The sequence below is a fragment of the Pseudomonas alvandae genome (genome assembly GCF_019141525.1).
Taxonomy (GTDB): domain Bacteria; phylum Pseudomonadota; class Gammaproteobacteria; order Pseudomonadales; family Pseudomonadaceae; genus Aquipseudomonas; species Aquipseudomonas alvandae.
Genome location: NZ_CP077080.1, coordinates 4,744,065 through 4,760,743, shown reverse-complemented (window position 1 = coordinate 4,760,743; position 16,679 = coordinate 4,744,065). Strand labels below are relative to the sequence as shown.

Annotated in this window: 20 protein-coding genes; 18 read left to right on the top strand and 2 right to left on the bottom strand. The window is 62.7% G+C overall.

The window, feature by feature from the left end; all coding sequences use genetic code 11:
• Positions 1-10: 10 nt before the first annotated feature.
• The 7 genes from KSS97_RS21005 to KSS97_RS20975 all read left to right on the top strand — a co-directional run bounded on the left by KSS97_RS21005 (position 11) and on the right by KSS97_RS20975 (position 5,538).
• Complete coding sequence (locus KSS97_RS21005) at positions 11-1,144, top strand: protein-glutamate methylesterase/protein-glutamine glutaminase (RefSeq protein WP_217860050.1); 1,134 nt, start codon at positions 11-13, stop codon at positions 1,142-1,144.
• Positions 1,144-1,884, top strand: a complete 741-nt coding sequence (locus KSS97_RS21000; protein ID WP_030141064.1) for a flagellar motor protein — start codon at positions 1,144-1,146, stop codon at positions 1,882-1,884. Before KSS97_RS21005 ends, KSS97_RS21000 begins: the two co-directional genes overlap by 1 nt.
• Positions 1,885-1,888: 4 nt before the next feature.
• Positions 1,889-2,773, top strand: a complete 885-nt coding sequence (gene motD / locus KSS97_RS20995; protein ID WP_030141063.1) for a flagellar motor protein MotD — start codon at positions 1,889-1,891, stop codon at positions 2,771-2,773.
• 49 nt (positions 2,774-2,822) lie between these two features.
• On the top strand, positions 2,823-3,614 hold the full coding sequence (locus KSS97_RS20990) for a ParA family protein (RefSeq protein WP_030141062.1): 792 nt from the start codon (positions 2,823-2,825) through the stop codon (positions 3,612-3,614).
• Positions 3,615-3,710: 96 nt separating this feature from the next.
• Entirely contained in the window at positions 3,711-4,583 is an 873-nt protein-coding gene (locus tag KSS97_RS20985; RefSeq protein WP_198797730.1) for a CheW domain-containing protein, read from the top strand.
• A 72-nt stretch (positions 4,584-4,655) separates the two neighbouring features.
• The gene (locus KSS97_RS20980) at positions 4,656-5,141 is read left to right on the top strand and encodes a chemotaxis protein CheW (RefSeq protein ID WP_024778681.1); all 486 of its coding nucleotides are present in this window, start codon (positions 4,656-4,658) and stop codon (positions 5,139-5,141) included.
• A 1-nt stretch (position 5,142) separates the two neighbouring features.
• Complete coding sequence (locus KSS97_RS20975; RefSeq protein WP_030141059.1) at positions 5,143-5,538, top strand: DUF2802 domain-containing protein; 396 nt, start codon at positions 5,143-5,145, stop codon at positions 5,536-5,538.
• 247 nt (positions 5,539-5,785) lie between these two features.
• On the opposite strand, the gene KSS97_RS20970 is transcribed toward KSS97_RS20975, so the two are convergent.
• Positions 5,786-6,109 (bottom strand): EscU/YscU/HrcU family type III secretion system export apparatus switch protein, encoded by a 324-nt coding sequence (locus tag KSS97_RS20970; protein WP_030141058.1) that lies wholly within the window; start codon positions 6,107-6,109, stop codon positions 5,786-5,788.
• Positions 6,106-7,677, bottom strand: coding sequence for a flagellar hook-length control protein FliK (gene fliK, locus KSS97_RS20965; protein WP_217860049.1), 1,572 nt, complete (start codon positions 7,675-7,677; stop codon positions 6,106-6,108). Before fliK ends, KSS97_RS20970 begins: the two co-directional genes overlap by 4 nt.
• A gap of 189 nt (positions 7,678-7,866) precedes the next feature.
• Between fliK and ccmA the strand changes: the two genes are divergently transcribed.
• The 11 genes from ccmA (at position 7,867) to speE (ending at position 16,428) form a co-directional block, all read left to right on the top strand.
• A complete protein-coding gene (gene ccmA, locus KSS97_RS20960) occupies positions 7,867-8,502 on the top strand; it encodes a cytochrome c biogenesis heme-transporting ATPase CcmA (RefSeq protein WP_030141056.1) in 636 nt (211 codons plus the stop codon).
• Entirely contained in the window at positions 8,499-9,167 is a 669-nt protein-coding gene (gene ccmB / locus KSS97_RS20955) for a heme exporter protein CcmB (protein ID WP_030141055.1), read from the top strand. Before ccmA ends, ccmB begins: the two co-directional genes overlap by 4 nt.
• A gap of 94 nt (positions 9,168-9,261) precedes the next feature.
• Positions 9,262-10,017: a heme ABC transporter permease gene (locus tag KSS97_RS20950; protein WP_030141054.1), complete on the top strand. Its 756-nt coding sequence runs from the start codon at positions 9,262-9,264 to the stop codon at positions 10,015-10,017.
• Complete coding sequence (gene ccmD / locus KSS97_RS20945) at positions 10,014-10,190, top strand: heme exporter protein CcmD (protein WP_007939192.1); 177 nt, start codon at positions 10,014-10,016, stop codon at positions 10,188-10,190. The genes KSS97_RS20950 and ccmD overlap by 4 nt, the downstream gene beginning before the upstream one ends.
• Complete coding sequence (gene ccmE / locus KSS97_RS20940) at positions 10,187-10,642, top strand: cytochrome c maturation protein CcmE (protein ID WP_030141053.1); 456 nt, start codon at positions 10,187-10,189, stop codon at positions 10,640-10,642. The genes ccmD and ccmE overlap by 4 nt, the downstream gene beginning before the upstream one ends.
• A 3-nt stretch (positions 10,643-10,645) precedes the next feature.
• The gene (locus KSS97_RS20935) at positions 10,646-12,634 is read left to right on the top strand and encodes a heme lyase CcmF/NrfE family subunit (protein ID WP_030141052.1); all 1,989 of its coding nucleotides are present in this window, start codon (positions 10,646-10,648) and stop codon (positions 12,632-12,634) included.
• Positions 12,631-13,167: a DsbE family thiol:disulfide interchange protein gene (locus tag KSS97_RS20930; protein ID WP_030141051.1), complete on the top strand. Its 537-nt coding sequence runs from the start codon at positions 12,631-12,633 to the stop codon at positions 13,165-13,167. Before KSS97_RS20935 ends, KSS97_RS20930 begins: the two co-directional genes overlap by 4 nt.
• Entirely contained in the window at positions 13,164-13,637 is a 474-nt protein-coding gene (locus tag KSS97_RS20925; RefSeq protein ID WP_030141050.1) for a cytochrome c-type biogenesis protein, read from the top strand. The genes KSS97_RS20930 and KSS97_RS20925 overlap by 4 nt, the downstream gene beginning before the upstream one ends.
• Positions 13,630-14,832, top strand: a complete 1,203-nt coding sequence (gene ccmI / locus KSS97_RS20920) for a c-type cytochrome biogenesis protein CcmI (protein WP_217860048.1) — start codon at positions 13,630-13,632, stop codon at positions 14,830-14,832. The genes KSS97_RS20925 and ccmI overlap by 8 nt, the downstream gene beginning before the upstream one ends.
• 14 nt (positions 14,833-14,846) lie before the next feature.
• Positions 14,847-15,254 carry a hypothetical protein gene (locus KSS97_RS20915; protein ID WP_030141048.1) on the top strand — a complete coding sequence of 136 codons (408 nt, stop codon included), beginning with the start codon at positions 14,847-14,849 and terminating at the stop codon, positions 15,252-15,254.
• Between the two features lie 298 nt (positions 15,255-15,552).
• Positions 15,553-16,428 carry a polyamine aminopropyltransferase gene (gene speE, locus KSS97_RS20910; RefSeq protein WP_030141047.1) on the top strand — a complete coding sequence of 292 codons (876 nt, stop codon included), beginning with the start codon at positions 15,553-15,555 and terminating at the stop codon, positions 16,426-16,428.
• The last annotated feature ends 251 nt before the right edge of the window (positions 16,429-16,679 follow it).

Below are 16,679 nucleotides of genomic sequence, written 5' to 3'. Positions count from 1 at the left end.
CGGAGTGTTTATGGTAGTTAAAGTCCTGGTGGTGGACGATTCGGGGTTTTTCCGCCGCCGCGTCTCGGAAATTCTTTCGGCGGACACGAGCATTCAGGTCGTCGGTACGGCGACCAACGGCAAAGAGGCAATCGATCAGGCCCTGGCGCTCAAGCCGGACGTGATCACCATGGACTACGAGATGCCGATGATGGACGGCATCACGGCGGTGCGGCATATCATGCAGCGCTGCCCGACCCCGGTCTTGATGTTCTCCTCCCTGACCCATGAAGGCGCTCGAGTCACGCTCGATGCGCTGGACGCCGGGGCGGTGGACTTCCTGCCGAAGAACTTCGAGGACATTTCGCGCAACCCGGACAAGGTCCGCCAGTTGCTGTGCGAGAAGGTCCACAGCATTTCCCGCAGCAACCGCCGCGTCAGTGCCTACAGCGCACCGGCGCCTGCGCCGACTGCTGCGCCCGCGCCAGCGCCGACACCTTCTGCGTCGAACAACTTCAACCCGGCACCGGTTCGCAGTGCTCCGGCACCTGCACCTGCGCGCTCGGCGCCAGCCAGCCCGTCGTCGCCAGCGCCCAAGCGCAAGGCCTACAAACTGGTCGCTATCGGCACGTCTACCGGTGGTCCGGTGGCACTGCAACGGGTCCTGACCCAATTGCCGGCCAACTTCCCGGCGCCGATCGTGTTGATCCAGCACATGCCCGCGGCCTTCACCAAGGCGTTTGCCGAGCGCCTGGACAAACTCTGCCGCATCAGCGTCAAGGAAGCCGAGGATGGCGACATCCTGCGGCCAGGCCTGGCGCTGCTGGCACCGGGCGGCAAGCAGATGATGATCGACGGTCGTGGCGCGGTGAAGATCCTGCCGGGCGACGAGCGCTTGAACTACAAGCCTTGCGTCGATATCACCTTCGGTTCCGCGGCGAAATCCTACGGTGACAAAGTTCTGGCGGTGGTCCTCACCGGCATGGGCGCCGACGGTCGTGAGGGCGCCCGCTTGCTCAAGCAGGGCGGCAGCGCGATCTGGGCCCAGGATGAAGCCAGCTGCGTGATCTACGGCATGCCGATGGCGATCGTCAAAGCCGACCTCGCCGATGCGATCTACAGCCTGGATGACATGGGTAAAAATCTGGTCGAGGCCTGCCTGTAATGGATGTGCTCAGCCTGATCGGCATCATCATGGCGTTCGTCGCCATCATCGGTGGCAACTATCTGGAAGGCGGACACCTTGGCGCACTGGCCAACGGTCCCGCCGCATTGATCGTGCTCGGTGGCACCGTCGGTGCTGCGCTGTTGCAGTCGCCCATGAGCGCCTTCAAGCGGGCCATGCAGGTCCTGGTGTGGATTCTGTTCCCGCCTCGGGTCGACCTGGCCGGCGGCATCGACCGCGTGGTGAACTGGAGCCTGACCGCTCGCAAGGAAGGCCTGCTGGGCCTGGAAGGCGTGGCCGACGCCGAACCCGACAACTACTCGCGCAAGGGCTTGCAGTTGCTGGTGGACGGCGCCGAACCCGAAGCGATCCGCAGCATCCTGGAAGTGGATTTCTACACCCAGGAAGCCCGCGACATCGAAGCGGCGAAAGTGTTCGAGAGCATGGGCGGCTACGCGCCGACCATCGGCATCATCGGTGCGGTCATGGGCCTGATCCACGTGATGGGCAACCTGGCCGACCCGTCGCAACTGGGCAGCGGCATCGCCGTGGCCTTCGTCGCCACCATCTATGGCGTGGCGAGTGCCAACCTGGTGCTGCTGCCGATCGCGGCCAAGCTCAAGTCCATCGCGCTGCGCCAGTCGCGCTACCGCGAAATGTTGCTGGAAGGGATCCTGTCGATCGCCGAAGGTGAAAACCCGCGTTCCATCGAGTTGAAGCTCCAGGGCTTCATGGACTAAGGCCATGGCACGTCGCAGAAATCACGAAGAACACGTCAACCATGAACGCTGGCTCGTTTCCTACGCCGACTTCATCACGCTGCTGTTCGCCTTTTTCGTGGTCATGTATTCGATCTCTTCGGTCAACGAAGGCAAGTACAAAGTCATTTCCGAGGCGTTGATCGGTGTCTTTACCGATTCCGACCGGGCCCTCAAGCCTATTCCGATTGGCGAGGAGCGTCCCAAGACCGTGACTCCCGCCAAGCCGCTGGTCAAGGATGCCGAACAGGTCGACGCCGGCATTGCCGGTAGCAGCGATCCGTTGAAGAGCATTGCCGATGACATCAGCGCCGCGTTCGGCGACCTGATCAGCTCCAACCAGATGACCGTGCGTGGCAACGAGTTGTGGGTTGAGATCGAACTCAACTCCAGCCTGCTGTTTGGCAGCGGCGACGCCATGCCCAGCGACATGGCCTTCAACATCATCGACAAGGTCGCGGCGATCCTGAAGCCGTTCGACAACCCGATCCACGTCGAAGGCTTCACTGACGACCAGCCGATCCGCACCGCGCAGTACCCGACCAACTGGGAGCTGTCTTCGGCCCGTTCGGCGAGCATCGTCCGCATGCTCGCCATGCAGGGTGTCAACCCCGGTCGCCTGGCGTCGGTGGGTTATGGCGAGTTCCAGCCGGTGGCCAACAACGCCACCGCAGAAGGGCGCGCGCGCAACCGGCGGGTGGTGCTGGTGGTCTCGCGCAACCTCGATGTGCGTCGCAGCCTGACCGGCACCGGCACGGCCAATGCAAAACCGGATGCGGCATTGAAGCGGGCTGGCACACAAACTGCACCGACCCCGGTCAAGTCGCCGGTAAGACAGAACGCCGTCAATTCTCCGTCACCGGCTTTATAACCGAGCTATTTCTCGGTCGAGCGCGTCTCGACCGGGAGGAACGATCCGAATGAGAGTCTGGGCAGTCGCCAATCAAAAAGGTGGTGTGGGCAAAACCACATCCTCCATCGCTCTAGCCGGTTTGCTGGCTGAGGCGGGTAAGCGCGTGGTCATCGTCGATCTGGACCCCCACGGCTCGATGACCAGTTATTTCGGCTACGATCCCGACAGCCTGGAACACAGCAACTACGACCTGTTCCTGCACAAGGGCACCGTGCCCGAGGGCTTGCCGGGGCAATTGCTGCTGTCGACCAGTGATGAACGGATTTCCCTGTTGCCGTCGAGCACGGCCCTGGCCACCCTGGAGCGCCAGTCGCCGGGCCAGAGCGGCCTTGGCCTGGTGATCGCCAAGAGTCTGGCGCAACTGTGGCAGGATTTCGATTATGCGATCATCGACAGCCCGCCGTTGCTGGGGCTGCTGATGGTCAACGCGTTGGCGGCCAGCCAGCAATTGGTGATCCCGGTGCAGACCGAACACTTGGCGGTGAAAGGTCTGGAACGCATGGTCAACACCCTGGCGATGGTCAACCGTTCCCGCAAGCAATCGTTGGCGTTCAATATCGTGCCGACCTTGTTCGACCGTCGCACCCAGGCGTCCCTCGGTACCCTGCGGGTGTTGCGCGACATGTACCCGGATGACATCTGGCAAGGCTACATCCCGGTCGATACCCGCCTGCGAGACGCCAGCCGTGCCGGTGTGACGCCGTCGCAGTTCGATGGCAAAAGCCGCGGTGTTCTGGCCTATCGCGCGCTCCTCAAGCATCTGCTGGCCCAGCAGCTCGTCCCGCAGCAGGTGGCTTAAGGTGAGCAGTTTCTCCATGAACGGAGCGTTCGCTCGCCGGTCCTCAAGTCCTGGCGCATTCATGCCGATAACCTTTTCAAGTGGCGCACAGTTCTCATGAACCGGCCGATCAAGACAACTTCGCGTCCGCAAATGGCCTTGCAGTCCTATCTGGATGGGCTCTTGCAGGAAGCGACCGAAGAATTGCCAGCGCCGCCGAGCGCGGTCGAGGCATTGCCCGAGCCCGTCGAAGCCGAGGTGGTGCTGGACGAGTTTCAGGCGGCCGTGCTCGAAGAGCAGGCCCGTGACGCACAAGCGTCGGTGATTGTTGCTGCGGTCGAGGCACCGTTCATCAAGCCTCAGGTGGCGGTGATGGAAGCCCCCGCGCCAATCCTGGCGCCGGTCTCCACCGTCGCTCCGTTGCTACAGGGGCTGGTGACGCCGGTGGTGGAAATCCACCTGCCGCCGAGCAATACACCACCGCCGGTGCAGGTCGATGACCGTCCGGCGTGGGCCGCCGAGCCGTTCGAATGCCTGTTGTTCGACGTGGCCGGGTTGACGCTGGCGGTGCCGCTGGTCTGCCTGGGATCGATCTACTCCCTGGCCGGCCAGGAATTGACGCCGTTGTTTGGCCAGCCGGAGTGGTTCCTCGGAATCCTGCCGAGCCAGGCCGGCAACCTGAAGGTGCTGGATACCGCGCGCTGGGTCATGCCGGACCGTTATCGCGATGATTTTCGCCAAGGCCTGCAGTACGTGATTTCGGTGCAAGGTTACGAATGGGGATTGGCGGTGCATCAGGTCAGCCGTTCGCTGCGCCTGGACCCGAACGAGATCAAGTGGCGCAGCCATCGAGGGCAACGGCCATGGCTGGCCGGTACGGTGATCGAACACATGTGCGCCTTGCTGGACGTTTCCGAACTGGCGGAGCTGATCGCCAGCGGCGGGGCAAAACACCTGGACGGCGGCAAGCCGGTCCGGAAACCGAAATAAGACAACCGGCGACGCAAGGCGCCGCCGGACAGAACACACACCGCCACAGGCGGTTTTTCGAGGGGTCAGGGTATGAATGATAAGGCGTCGTCTCTCAAGGGTTCCGAAGATCCGATCTTGCAATGGGTGACGTTCAAGCTCGATAACGAAACCTACGGCATCAACGTGATGCGCGTGCAGGAAGTGCTGCGCTACACCGAGATCGCCCCGGTTCCGGGTGCGCCAAGCTACGTGCTGGGCATCATCAACCTGCGCGGTAACGTCGTGACCGTCATCGACACCCGCCAGCGTTTCGGCTTGAACTCCACCGAGGTCAACGACAACACCCGTATCGTGATCATCGAGGCCGACAAGCAAGTGGTCGGTATCCTGGTCGACAGCGTGGCCGAAGTGGTTTACTTGCGTCAGTCGGAAATCGAAACCGCGCCTAACGTCGGTAACGAAGAATCGGCGAAGTTCATCCAGGGCGTCTGCAACAAGAACAATGAGTTGCTGATCCTGGTCGAACTGGAAAAAATGATGAGCGAAGAAGAGTGGTCGGAACTGGAGAGTATCTGATTTGATTCTTGAGGTAGCAGTCATTGTCCTGTTCCTTTTCTGGGCAGGCACGCTGGCGATGTTTTTGTCCTACATACGTGGCCAGCGGGATATCGCCGCTCAACAGGCCCAGGGTGATGCGCTGCGCGACCAGCGCATCAAGGACCTGGCCAAGCGTGTCGACGACTATCAGAACGGCACCGTGCGCATGGGCGAAGCGCTCCATGAGCTGCGTGCCGTGGTCGCGCCGTTGCCGGACAAACTGGCGCAACTGGAACAGCGCGACCCCTCCAGCCTGTCCTTCGCCCAAGCCGCCCGACTGGTCGGCATGGGCGCCAGCATCGACGAACTGACCCAGGCCTGCGGCCTGACCCAGGCCGAGGCGGAATTGATGAGCAAGTTGCACAAGGGCGGCTGATCTTTAGCTATCACCCAAGACCAATGTGGGAGCGAGCTTGCTCGCGATAGCGGTGTGACAGTCAATAGAGATGTTGAATGTGAGTCCGCCTTCGCGAGCAGGCTCGCTCCCACAGGTTTTTCTGGTGCCCCAATCTTTCCAGCCCAGCCCCCGTGGCGAGGGGATTTATCCCCGCTCGGGTGCGCAGCAGCCGCAAAAAAAGGGGGTCGCTGCGCAACCCAGCGGGGATGAATCCCCTCGCCACAGATCAGTAATCGTCGCCGCGCTCGGTCACATCTTTCTCCACACTCTGCGCATGCGGGTCAAAACCTTGCGGGAACTTGCCCTTCAGGTTCCACGCAAACGCGATGATCTCGGCAATCGTGCGGTACAACTCTTCCGGGATGCTGTCCCCCAGTTCCATCCGCGCCAGCAGCTTCACCAACTCGGCATTCTCATAAATCGGCACCTCGCTTTCCCGGGCGATGCGCAGGATTTCCTCGGCCAGGGCTTCGTCGCCCTTGGCGGTGAGGGTTGGGGCGTGGTGGCCGTCGTACTTGAGGGCGATGGCCTGGCGGGGTTCTGTGTTCATGCGGTTTCGTCCACCCAGCGTTGTTCCAGCCGAGTCTTGGGGCCCTGGGGCGGGGTGCCGAGGTGGCAATCGAGGTCGCCGACGTTCAACCCGCACGTCACCAGGCGTTCACGCAATGCGGTCAGGTTCCGTTCGATCAGGCTGGCGGTGTACGGCCGTTCTGCCCACAACTGGCTGGACAGGCTGCCACTGAGCAACTGGGCCTGAATCTGCAGCGGCCCCAGCGGTTCCATGTCGAATGCCAATTCGACCCGCCACAGTTGCTGTTTCGGCTCGGGTTGTTCGCGGCGTTCGTCCGGTTGTTCCCGGGCGGCGGTTTCCTCACGCTGGAACTTGACCTGCAGCGGCACGATGTCCTGCAGGTTGCGCATCGGAATTTCCAATTGCCACGTACTCATCAGCCGACCGTCATCGGTCAGCCCGGTTTGCTCCAGGCTCGACAATTGATGGCTTTGCAGGCGTGAAACGGCGGCGGCTGCCAGGCGCAGCAGGTGCTCCAGGTCGCCTTCTTCGTCTTGTCCCTTCAACAGCCGCGAGGGCAGCGGAAAACTGGTGGGTTGTGGCTTGGCGCTGACTTGGCCGAGCATCCCCAGGGCGCTGCGGACAAAGCTGGGCAGGGCCTGGGCCAGTGTGTTGGCGGCGATGATGGCAGAGAGGTTGGTGGAGGCGGGCAGGGCGGGTGTCAACTGGGCGATCAGTTTCAGCAGGTCGCCCTTGAGGTCCGGCGCCAGGCTTGGTGGCTGTCCGGCCAGGAGTTTGCTTTCAAGGAACGCGCCGCTGGCGATCATCGCTTGGGCCAGTCCCTTGGGGGTGCTCAGTTGTTGTACATCCGGAAGACCGGCCAATAGGCGCGTCACGGCGGCGCGCAGCTCGGGGCCGGTTTCGTCACTGGCGGGAAGGTTCTGCAGGGCGGCGAGCAAGCTGTCCAGCGAACCCTGGCGGCTTACCTGCGTCACCAGTTGCTGGCTCACCGCCAGTTGTTCCTGGCGATTGCTCAAGGGCACGAATTTCAATGTCTGCGCGTCTTGCACTTGTGCACTCAACAGCATGCCGATCCGCAGCGGCTGTGGACTGTCAATGTCCAGGGTACTGCCGGCCTGGGCGGTATTGAGCAGGCTCACCAGCGAGCGATACACCGCCGGTTGCCCCGGCAGTTGCGGCAAGGCCTGGCTGGTCAGCACCTTGCCTTGCAACAAGGTGCCCACGGGCAACTGCGTGGTGTCGATTCGGGTGAGGGTGGCGACACTGGTGGCGAGGGCCTGCTGCACGGTGATCGCCAGGTTGCTGGCGGACGGCTGGGTCACGGCCAGGCTGGTGCCCTGGGGCAATGGCTGGGTGCTGGTGGCCTGTACGGTGGCTTGGCGACCGCTTTCCAGCGTGACCTTGAGCAGCAACTGAAACGCCTGGTCCGCCTGCTTGAGCGACAGCACCTCGGCCTGGGCCGTCTGGCCAGGGCCGATCAGCCCTTCGGCGGGTGCCAGCAACTTGAGCAATTCGCCCGTCACCGCGGGCATTCGCGTCGTTGCCGTGAGCTGGGGCAGTGGCGGGATGTTCATGTCGCCTGTCATTAGCGGTCTTACCTTGGAATCAGCCCAGAGGGGGCTTCACATGTATAATGCCGCCCGCCTTCCGGAGAGTGGCAAAAACCTTGCAATTGTTTGACGCAGCTCTGTGGAACAGGCCATCAATGCATCTATGCTGCACTACTTTAACGGCCGCTGCATGGCCGACTTGAACCGTATAAGGCCCGCGATCCCTTGACCAGTCCTCTCCTGCAAACCGTCGGCCTCGCCTGTGAGCGAGACTTGCGGCTGCTCTTCGAAAATCTCGAATTGAGACTCTCGCGTGGCGATATGGTGCAGATCAGTGGCCCCAACGGCAGTGGCAAGACCAGTCTGCTGCGCCTGCTGGCCGGGTTGATGCAGCCCACTGCCGGCGAGATCCTGCTCAACGGCCAACCGTTGCATAGCCAGCGCAGCGAGCTGGCGCGCAATCTGTTGTGGATCGGCCATGCCGCCGGCATCAAGGATCTGCTGACCCCCGAAGAAAACCTCAGTTGGCTCTGCGCCCTGCATCGGCCGGCCGGGCGCGAGGCGATCTGGCAGGCGTTGGCGGCGGTAGGATTGAAAGGTTTCGAGGACGTGCCGAGCCATACCCTGTCGGCCGGCCAGCAGCGCCGCGTGGCCCTGGCGCGGCTGTACCTGGACAGCCCGCCGCTGTGGATCCTCGACGAGCCGTTCACCGCACTGGACAAGCAAGGCGTGGCGCAGCTTGAAGAACACCTCGCCCGGCACTGCGAGAACGGCGGCATGGTGCTGCTGACCACCCATCACACCTTGGCCCGGATGCCCTCCGGTTATCGCAGCATTGACCTGGGGAACTGGGCGGTATGAGTGTCTTTGGCCTGTTGCTTGCCCGTGAAGCGCGCCTATTGTTCCGTCGTCCGGCCGAACTGGCCAACCCGTTGGTGTTCTTCGCCATCGTGATCGCGTTGTTTCCGCTGGCGGTCGGCCCGGAGACTCAATTGTTGCAAACCTTGTCGCCGGGACTGGTCTGGGTGGCGGCGCTTTTGTCGGTGCTGCTCTCGCTGGACGGGCTTTTCCGCAGTGATTTCGAAGACGGTTCCCTGGAACAGTGGGTCCTTTCGTCGCACCCCCTGGCCCTTCTGGTTTTGGCCAAGGTACTGGCACACTGGGTTTTTTCCGGGCTGGCGCTGGTGCTGCTCTCGCCGTTGCTGGCGATGATGCTGGGTTTGCCCGCCGCCTGCATGCCGGTGCTGTTGTTTTCGCTGTTGTTGGGCACACCGGTGCTGAGCCTGCTCGGCGCGGTGGGCGCGGCGCTGACGGTCGGGCTCAAGCGTGGTGGCTTGCTGCTGGCCTTGCTGATCCTGCCGTTGTACATACCGGTCTTGATCCTTGGCAGCGGCGCTTTGCAAGCCGCACTGCAAGGCATGCCGGCCACCGGTTATCTGCTGTGGCTTGGGAGCCTGACCGCCCTGGCGATAACCCTGACACCCTTTGCAATAGCCGCTGGCCTGAAGATCAGCGTCGGCGAATAATAACGAGGCCTGGTCAAGAATTGACCACTTCCTAGGAAGGTAAAGGCCGACCCGGCGGTTCGCGATGCGAGCCGCAACCGTGATGGAAACAGCAATGAACTGGACCTGGTTTCACAAGCTCGGCTCACCCAAGTGGTTCTACGGCATCAGCGGCAGGATGCTGCCCTGGTTGAGCGTCGCCGCCCTGTTGCTGATCGGCATCGGCGTGGTCTGGGGCCTGGCCTTCGCACCGCCGGACTACCAGCAAGGCAACAGCTTCCGCATCATCTATATCCATGTTCCGACGGCGATGCTGGCCCAGTCGATCTACGTGATGCTGGCGGTCTGCGGTGTGGTCGGGCTGGTGTGGAAAATGAAACTGGCCGACGTGGCCCTGCAATGCGCCGCGCCCATCGGCGCCTGGATGACCGCCGTGGCACTGGTCACCGGGGCCATCTGGGGCAAGCCGACCTGGGGTTCGTGGTGGGTCTGGGATGCGCGACTGACGTCGATGCTGATCCTGCTGTTCCTGTACTTCGGTCTTATTGCGCTGGGCAACGCCATCAGCAATCGTGACAGCGCCGCCAAGGCCTGCGCGGTGCTGGCGATTGTCGGGGTCATCAATATCCCGATCATCAAGTATTCGGTGGAGTGGTGGAACACCCTGCACCAGGGCGCGACGTTCACCCTGACTGAGAAACCGGCGATGCCGGTGGAGATGTGGCTGCCGCTGCTGCTGACCGCGCTGGGTTTCTACTGCTTCTTCGGCGCGGTGTTGCTGCTGCGCATGCGCCTGGAAGTGCTCAAGCGCGAGTCCCGGGCCAGTTGGGTGAAAGCTGAAGTACAGAACAGCCTGGAGGCCGCTCGATGAGTTTTGCGTCATTCGGCGATTTCCTCGCCATGGGCCATCACGGCCTGTATGTCTGGTCGGCCTACGGCATTTGCCTGGCGGTGCTGGCCCTCAACGTGGCGGCGCCGATCCTGGCCCGCAAGCGGTATCTGCAACAAGAGGCGCGTCGTCTGCGCCGGGAGAACGGTCAGTGAATCCGCTGCGCAAAAAACGTCTTGTCATCATCCTGGCGATCCTGGTCGGCGTCGGCGCCGCGGTCGGCCTGGCCCTCAGTGCCCTGCAGCAGAACATCAACCTGTTCTACACCCCGACGCAGATCGCCAATGGCGAAGCGCCGAAGGACACACGCATCCGCGCCGGCGGCATGGTGGAAAAGGGCTCGCTGGTGCGCTCCGGCGATTCGCTGGACGTGACGTTCAACGTCACCGACTTCAACAAGACCGTGACCATCACCTATCGCGGCATCCTTCCGGACCTGTTCCGCGAAGGGCAGGGCATCGTTGCCCTGGGCAAGCTCAACGCCGACGGCGTGGTGGTGGCCGATGAAGTGCTGGCCAAGCACGACGAGAAATACATGCCGCCGGAAGTGACCAAGGCCTTGAAAGAAAGCGGCCAGTCGGCGCCCGCGCCCGTGAAGGAGGGTTGATCGATGACCACTGGCATTTTTATCCCCGAGCTGGGCCATCTGGCCATGATCCTGGCGCTGTGTTTTTCCCTGGTCCAGGCCGTGGTGCCGTTGCTCGGTGCCTGGCGTGGCGATCGCCTGTGGATGAGCCTGGCCCAGCCAGCGGCATGGGGGCAGTTCGCGTTCATGCTGTTCGCCTTCGGCTGCCTGACCTATGCCTTCATGACTGACGATTTTTCCGTGGAATACGTCGCCAGCAATTCCAACAGCGCCTTGCCCTGGTACTACAAGTTCAGCGCGGTGTGGGGCGCCCACGAAGGTTCGCTGCTGCTCTGGGCATTGATCCTCGCCGGCTGGACCTTCGCGGTGTCGGTGTTCTCCCGGCAGTTGCCCCAGGTGATGCTGGCCCGGGTATTGGCGGTGATGGGCCTGATCAGCACCGGTTTCCTGCTGTTTCTGATCGTCACGTCCAACCCCTTCGAGCGGATCCTGCCGCAAGTGCCGATGGATGGCCGGGACCTTAACCCGCTCCTGCAGGACATCGGCCTGATCGTCCATCCGCCGATGCTCTACATGGGCTACGTCGGCTTTTCCGTGGCGTTCGCCTTTGCCATTGCCGCGTTGCTCGGTGGTCGCCTCGACGCCGCGTGGGCACGCTGGTCGCGCCCTTGGACCATCGTCGCCTGGGCCTTTCTCGGCATCGGCATCACCCTCGGTTCATGGTGGGCCTATTACGAACTCGGCTGGGGCGGCTGGTGGTTCTGGGACCCGGTGGAAAACGCTTCCTTCATGCCATGGCTCGTCGGCACGGCGCTGATTCACTCCCTGGCGGTCACGGAAAAACGCGGCGTGTTCAAGAGCTGGACGGTGTTGCTGGCTATCGCAGCGTTCTCCCTCAGCCTGCTGGGGACGTTCCTGGTGCGCTCCGGCGTGCTGACTTCGGTGCATGCCTTCGCCTCCGACCCTGAGCGTGGCGTGTTCATCCTGATGTTCCTGTTGTTCGTGGTCGGCGGTTCGCTGACGCTGTTCGCCTTGCGTGCGCCCGTGGTCAAGAGCCAGGTCGGCTTCAACCTCTGGTCCCGGGAAACCCTGCTGCTGGGCAACAACCTGGTGCTGGTGGTGGCCGCGTCGATGATTCTGCTGGGCACCCTGTATCCGTTGGTGCTCGACGCGCTGTCCGGCGCCAAGCTGTCGGTCGGCCCACCGTACTTCAACGCCCTGTTCATTCCGCTGATGGCGATCCTGATGGCGGTGATGGCGGTCGGTGTACTGGTGCGCTGGAAGGACACGCCGGTCAAATGGCTGATGGGCATGCTCACGCCGGTGCTGTTGGGCACGGCTGCCCTGGCCGTGGTGGCTGGCATCGCCTACGGCGACTTCAACTGGGCGGTGCTGGCGACCTTCGTGCTGGCGGCCTGGGTGTTGCTGGCCGGCGTTCGAGACATCTTCGACAAGACCCGCCATAAAGGCCTGATCAAGGGCCTGCCAACCCTGACGCGCAGTTATTGGGGCATGCAGCTCGCTCACCTGGGCATCGCCGTTTGCGCCCTGGGCGTGGTCCTGTCCAGCCAGAACAGTGCCGAGCGTGACCTGCGCCTGGCGCCGGGCGAGTCCATGGACCTGGGCGGCTACCAGTTCGTCTTCGAGGGCGCCAAGCATTTCGAAGGCCCTAACTTCACCTCGGACAAAGGCACCGTGCGGGTCATTCGCAACGGTGAGGAAATCACCGTGCTGCATCCGGAGAAACGCCTCTATACCGTGCAGAACTCGGTGATGACCGAAGCTGGCATTGACGCCGGCTTCACCCGCGACCTGTATGTGGCGCTGGGCGAATCCCTGGGCGACGGCGCCTGGGCGGTGCGGGTCCACGTCAAGCCGTTCGTGCGCTGGATCTGGTTCGGCGGCCTGCTCACCGGGCTGGGCGGAGTTCTGGCGGCGCTGGATCGGCGTTATCGCGTCAAAGTGAAGGCCCGGGTGCGTGAAGCCCTGGGTGCAACAGGAGCCACTGCATGAAACGTTGGTTGATGGTAGTGCCGCTGGCGCTGTTCCTGCTCGTTGCGGTGTTCCTTTATCGGGGGCTGTTCCTGAACCCGTCGGAGCTGCCTTCGGCGATGATCGGCAAGCCGTTCCCGGAGTTCTCCCTGCCGTCGGTGCAAGGTGACAAGACCCTGACCCGTGCCGACCTGCTGGGCAAGCCGGCCTTGGTCAACGTATGGGGCACCTGGTGCATTTCCTGCCGGGTCGAGCATCCGGTGCTGAACAAGCTCGCGCAGAACGGCGTGGTGATCTACGGCGTCAACTACAAGGACGTCAATGCCGACGCCTTGAAGTGGCTGGCCGAGTTCCACAACCCGTATCAGTTGGACATCCGCGACGAAGAAGGCACCTTGGGCCTGAACCTGGGTGTATACGGTGCGCCGGAGACGTTCTTCATCGACGCCAAGGGCATCATTCGCGACAAGTTCGTCGGTGTGATCGACGAGCAGGTCTGGCGCGAGAAACTGGCCGCCAAGTACCAGTCCCTGGTGGATGAGGCCAAGCCATGAAGCGTTGGTTAGCCGCTGCCGTCCTCGGCTTGAGCCTGGCGGGCGTGGCCCACGCCGCCATCGATACTTATGAATTCGCCAACGACGCCGAGCGCGAGCGGTTTCGCGACCTGACCAAGGAACTGCGCTGCCCCAAGTGCCAGAACCAGGACATCGCCGACTCCAACGCGCCGATCGCGGCGGACTTGCGCAAGGAAATCTTCCGCATGCTCGGCGAGGGCAAGGACAACCAGCAGATCATCGATTTCATGGTGGATCGCTACGGCGAGTTCGTGCGCTACAACCCGGCCCTTTCCTCCAAGACCGCGCTGCTCTGGTTCGGCCCTGCCGGGCTGCTGCTGGGTGGCTTCGTGGTGATCGCGGTGATTGTGCGCCGCCGCCGGGTGCAGCGCAGTGCCACCCCGGACACGCTTTCTGTCGAAGAGCGCCAGCGCCTCGACCAACTGTTGGATAAAACCAAGCATGATTGATTTCTGGCTCGCCGCAGGGCTGCTTCTCCTGGTTGCCCTGAGTTTCCTGTTGATCCCCGTGTTGCGTGGCCGTCGTGCCCAATTGGAAGAAGACCGCACCGCGCTGAACGTGGCGCTGTATCAAGAGCGGGTTGCCGAATTGCAGGCCGAGCGGGAGGAGGGCGTGCTCAATGCGGCCCAACTGGACACCGGTCGCGCCGAGGCCGCCCGTGAACTGCTGGCGGACACCGAGGGTGCCGATGCGCCACGTGAATCGCGCCTGGGCAAGCCGTTGCCGCTGCTCGCCGCCGTGCTGGTGCCGGTGCTGGGTCTGGCGTTGTACCTGCATTTCGGTGCCAGCGACAAAGTTGAGCTGACCCGTGAATTCGCCCAAGCGCCACAGTCGATGGAAGAGATGACCTTGCGCCTGGAGCGTGCGGTGGCGGCGCAGCCGGACTCTGCCGAGGGCCTGTATTTCCTTGGCCGGACCTACATGGCCCAGGACCGGCCGGCGGACGCGGCGAAAATCTTCGAACGCACCGTGGCGGTCGCGGGTCGCCAACCGGAGCTGCTGGGGCAATGGGCCCAGGCGCAATACTTCGCTGATGGCAAGAAATGGTCGGACAAGGTCCAGGCATTGACCGACGAGGCGCTGAAGCTCGATCCGAAGGAAGTCACCAGCCTGGGTCTGTTGGGCATCGCTGCGTTCGAAGGCGAGCGCTATCAGGACGCGATCGATTACTGGGGACGCCTGCTGGCGCAATTGCCTGAAGGCGATAAATCCCGTGAAGCGTTGCAAGGTGGTATCGCCCGCGCCACCGAGAAGCTCCAGGCCAGTGGGGGCAAGGTCGCCCAGGCGCCGGCAGCCAAGACTGCTGCGCTGCTCAAGGTTCGTGTCGACCTGGCTCCGGCACTCAAGGCCAAGGTGCAACCGGGCGACAGCGTGTTCATTTTTGCCCGCGCCGTTTCCGGTCCGCCGGCACCGCTGGCAGCCAAGCGCCTGACTGTCGCCGACCTGCCGGCCAGCGTCGAGCTGGGGGACGCGGACGCAATGATGCCGCAGCTGAAACTGTCGAACTTCCCGGAAGTCCAACTGGTGGCACGCATCTCCCGAGCCGGCCAGCCAACCGCCGGTGAGTGGATCGGTCGCAGCCAGCCCTTGGCGAGCAGCACCACCGCGCCGCAACAATTGACCATCGACACTCCGGACCAATGACAGGAACACGCCCCATGACCGCCATCGCTCGTATCACCCTGCTCACGCTCGTCCTGGGTCTGAGCGCTTGTGCGGTCCAGCGCCCGACCGAACCTTCGGCGCCGTTGCCCCCCATCCCGCCCTCGACACCGACCACCAAGCCCGTCCCTTCGACCGCGCCAGGTAAACCGGTGACGCCGAACAAACCGGCCAAGCCGCTGCCGCGCACCTCCGCCAGTTTCGCCCCGCCGCCGGGCGGCAACAGCCACTGGGATGCCAAGCTTGGGGTCTATGTGTTGGATAACCAGACCAATACGTTCTACCGCCAACGCACCTACTACCGCTGGAACAACGGCTGGAGCCGCGCCGTCAGCCCGAACGGGCCGTGGGAAGACACCACCATCGAAGGCGTGCCAGCAGGGCTGGGGCAGAAATTTCACTAAAGCCGGGTGAGGTGGCTTTGTGGCGAGGGGATTTATCCCCGCTGGGGGTGAAGCAGCCCTGAAAACCGACGCTTCGGTGAGCCATATACAACAAGCTGGTTGTTTTGGGGCTGCTACACAGCCCAACGGGGATAAATCCCCTCGCCACAAAGGCTCGCATGATTTTCTGAAATCAGCTCTCTCGTCATATGGTTGGGCTAGGAGGCCTTCAAGGTTCGACCTGTCATCCCCAGCGTCGTAGAATGCGCGCCTTTGCGAGCCTCATTGGCCCACCGCGTATTGATTGGAGCACTTGACCATGACGACCACCCCGACCGGCGATTACCTGGAAACCCTCTACGAAGGCTATGGCCAGCGTTTTCGCATGGATAAGCTGCTGCACGAAGTGCGCACCGAACACCAGCACCTGGTGATCTTCGAGAACCCGCGCATGGGCCGGGTCATGGCCTTGGATGGGGTGATCCAGACCACCGAAGCCGACGAATACATCTATCACGAGATGCTGACTCACGTTCCCATCCTCGCCCATGGCGCGGCCAAGCGTGTATTGATCATCGGTGGCGGCGACGGCGGCATGCTGCGGGAAGTGACCAAGCATGCGGGCATCGAGCACATCACGATGGTCGAAATCGACGGCACCGTGGTGGACATGTGCAAGGAGTTCCTGCCCAACCACTCCAAGGGTGCCTATGACGACCCGCGCCTGAACCTGGTGATCGACGACGGCATGCGTTTCGTCGCCACCACCGAGGAAAAATTCGACGTCATTATTTCCGACTCCACCGACCCGATCGGTCCGGGCGAGGTGCTGTTTTCGGAAAACTTCTACCAGGCCTGCCGCCGTTGCCTGAACGAGGGCGGGATCCTGGTGACCCAGAACGGCACGCCGTTCATGCAACTGGGCGAAGTCCAGACCACCGCCGGGCGCCTGCGTGGCCTGTTCGCCGATTGGCATTTCTACCAGGCCGCCGTGCCGACCTACATCGGCGGCGCCATGACCTTCGCCTGGGGTTCGACCGACACGGCCTACCGCAAGCTGTCCCGTGAAACCCTGCGCGAGCGGTTCATCGGCAGCGGTATCGTGACGCGCTACTACAACCCAGAGATTCACATCGGCGCGTTCGCCATGCCGCAGTATGTCTTGCAGGCGATCAACAAGCCGAGCAACGACTGAAATCCTGAAAGTTGTCGCAAGATGCTTTTGTGGCGAGGGGATTTATCCCCGCTGGGCCGCGCAGCGGCCCCAACAAACATTCAAGCAATTGGGTGTGTCAGGTAAATCCATGGGGCTGCTGCGCAGCCCAGCGGGGATAAATCCCCTCGCCACAACGGTGTTCGGCTCTGGTGAGTGGGCACTTTTGTGTTGCGAAACATTCATTGAACGAAATTTTCACAAAACCTTGCGGACAATCCTCCGCGCTTTTA